3 protein-coding genes are annotated in these 2950 nt (G+C 70.7%); all 3 read left to right on the forward strand.

The genetic code is table 11. The annotated features are described in order from the left end of the window. Positions 1-568: DUF3418 domain-containing protein (locus AC1DY2_RS18025; RefSeq protein ID WP_476763662.1), on the forward strand; the 568-nt coding region annotated here is incomplete at its 5' end. Positions 569-729: 161 nt separating this feature from the next. Then, positions 730-2376: a M20/M25/M40 family metallo-hydrolase gene (locus AC1DY2_RS18030; protein ID WP_476763663.1), complete on the forward strand. Its 1647-nt coding sequence runs from the start codon at positions 730-732 to the stop codon at positions 2374-2376. Between the two features lie 136 nt (positions 2377-2512). After that, a partial coding sequence (locus AC1DY2_RS18035) for an MFS transporter (RefSeq protein WP_476763664.1) occupies positions 2513-2950 on the forward strand: 438 nt, incomplete at its 3' end.

Raw genomic sequence — 2950 nt, forward strand, 5'->3', positions numbered from 1 at the left:
CTGCCTGGCGGCCTGCGTCGAGGCCGAGTTGCGCACACGTCATCCCGACGGGCTGCTCTGGACGCGCTCCGAGTTCGAGGCCGTGCGCGACGCCGTCGCGGCGAGCGTCGTCGACCGGATGTTCGAGACGGTCGGGCTCGTCGCGCGCATCCTGCGCCTCGCGCGGGAAGCCGACCGGGCCATCTCGGGCGCCTCGAGCATGCAGCTCATGGCCGCGCTCGGCGACATGCGGAGCCAGCTCGCCGCGCTCGTGCCGACGGGATTCGTCTCGGCGACCGGTCTCGAGCGACTGCGGCACCTGCCCCGCTACCTCGAGGGCATCCTCCTCCGGGTTCGCAAGCTGCAGGAGAATCCCGGCCGCGACCGGCAGGCGATGAACCAGCTGGAGGCATCGATCGCCGCATTCGAGACGGCCGGCGGACGGATCCCCATCGACCCCGAGTCGCCCGCGCACCTCGTGCGCGTGCGCTGGATGCTCGAGGAGTTGCGGGTCGGCCTGTTCGCGCAGGAGCTCCGCACCGCCGAGACCGTCTCGCCGCAGCGCATCGCCAAGGCGCTCGCCGGCTGACGACGAGCGGGCGCACTCGCGCACGCAAGGGGTTGACCGCGCCCCATCGCGGGCGCAAGGTGGTCGCGGCCGGTGGCGCCCCTGCGATCCACCCGAATCACCCGATCCGAATCTCGCGAATGGCGCATCCCCCGGTTCTGCAACGACGCAGGGAGAACATCGTGAAGAGAACGCACACCATCGGAGTCGGGGTGGTGGCTGCCACGGCGGTCATCGCGCTCGCCACCAGCACCGCACCAGCCATCGCGGCCGTGCCCACTGACACGAGCGGGCTGCGAGCCGCCGTGACCGCCGACGCCATCATGGACCACCTCGCCGAGCTCCAGGCGATCGCCGACGCGAACGACGGCACCCGCGCGAGCGGTACGCCCGGATTCGACGCCTCGATCGACTACGTCGCCGGCCTGCTCGAGGCCGCGGGCTATGAGGTGACCGTCCAGGACTTCCTGTTCAACTCGTTCCGTGAGCTGTCGGACCCGGAGTTCGACCAGGTGTCCCCGAACCCGACGGTGTACGAGCCGAACGTCGACTTCATCACGGCCGACTACTCGGGCAGCGGCGACGTGACCGCGCCGCTCCAGGCGGTCGACCTCGTGCTCCCGCCCGGACCGGAGGCCGGCTCCTCGACGAGCGCGTGCGAGCCCGAGGACTTCGCGGACTTCGTCGAAGGGAACATCGCCCTCGTGCAGCGCGGCACGTGCGACTTCTCGGTGAAGGCCGACAACGCATTCGACGCGGRCGCCGTGGGCGTCATCATCTTCAACGAGGGCCAGGAGGGCCGCACCGAGACGCTCGCCGCCACCCTCGGGGCGGAGTTCGCCGACCCGATCCCGGTCGTCGGCACCTCGTTCGCGATCGGCGAGGAGCTCGCCGGACTGGCCGAAGCCGGCCAGGTGGTCGTCCACCTGCAGACCGACACGCTCATCGAGCTCGACGTGCCCACCTCGAACCTCATCGCCGAGACGCCGACCGGACGCGACGACCGCGTCGTCATGGCCGGCRCGCACCTCGACTCCGTCGCCGAAGGCCCCGGGATCGAGGACAACGGCACCGGCTCGGCGACGCTGCTCGAGATCGCGCTCCAGATGGCGAACCTCGGCATCGAGCCCCGCAACACCGTGCGCTTCGCATGGTGGGGCGCCGAGGAGGCGGGCCTCGTCGGGTCGCAGTACTACGTCGACTCCCTCACGAAGCGTCAGGCGAAGGACATCGGCCTCTACCTCAACTTCGACATGATCGGCTCGCCCAACTTCGGCCGGTTCATCTACGACGGGAACGGCGACGCCTTCGGCACCTCCGGCCCGAACGGAAGCGCCGGCATCGAGGGGGTCTTCGAGGACTACTTCGCCTCGCAGGGCCTCGCCACGGAGCCGACGGCGTTCGACGGACGCTCGGATTACGACGCGTTCATCAGCGCCGGCATCCCGGCAGGAGGCCTGTTCACCGGAGCCGAGGACGCGAAGTCCGAGGACCAGGTCGCGCTCTACGGCGGCCTCGCCACGTACGAGGGCGCACCGGTCTCGTTCGACCCGTGCTACCACCAGGCCTGCGACAGCATGGACCCGATCGGTGACGGCGCGGACGCCGGCCTCTACGAGGCGCTGAACGACGCGTACGACGGCGCACTCGAGTACGAGGGCGTGATCAGCAACGTGAACACGCTGGCCCTCGAGCAGATGGCGGATGCCGCGGCGCACGCGATCCTCACGTACGCCATGTCGACGAGTGCGGTGAACGGCACGGCCAAGGCCTCCCCCGTCGCCGGGCAACACGTCGGAGACCGTCTCGGTTCGCACTTCCGACGCTGAACGGACACGTCGGCTCTCGCTCCGGCACGGCCGTGGGGAGGGCCGACGCCCGCGTCGCGGGCGGGGCTCCCCGCGTCCGGCCGCCGACGCGTGCCACCTGCTGTCGCGGCATCCGCCTCGATAGAGTGGACGGACCGTGGGCAGCTACTCCGATCTCCTCAGAACCCCGGGCGTCGCTCGGATCATCGCCGCCCAGCTGACCGCACGATTCCCGTCGGGAATGCTGTCGCTCGCGYTCCTCCTTCATGTCGAACGGCAGACCGGCTCCTATGGCGCGGCGGGCCTCGTGCTCGCCGCGACCTCGATCGGCCAGGCCGTCGCCGGGCCGCTCACGAGCCGCCTCATGGGCCGCTTCGGCATGCGACCGGTGCTCATCACCACGCTGGCCGTCTGCGTCACCGCGATCGTCACGATCGGCGTCGTGCCCATGTCGGTGCCCGCGTACATGGCGGTCGGCCTCGTCGCCGGGCTCTCCACCCCGCCCGTGCAGCCCGCCGTGCGCACGATCTACCCGAAGATGGTGAACTCGCGCCAGCTCACGCCGCTGTTCTCCCTCGACGCCTCGGCGCAGGAG

It is taken from the genome of Agromyces sp. P1_H4 (assembly GCF_056405255.1).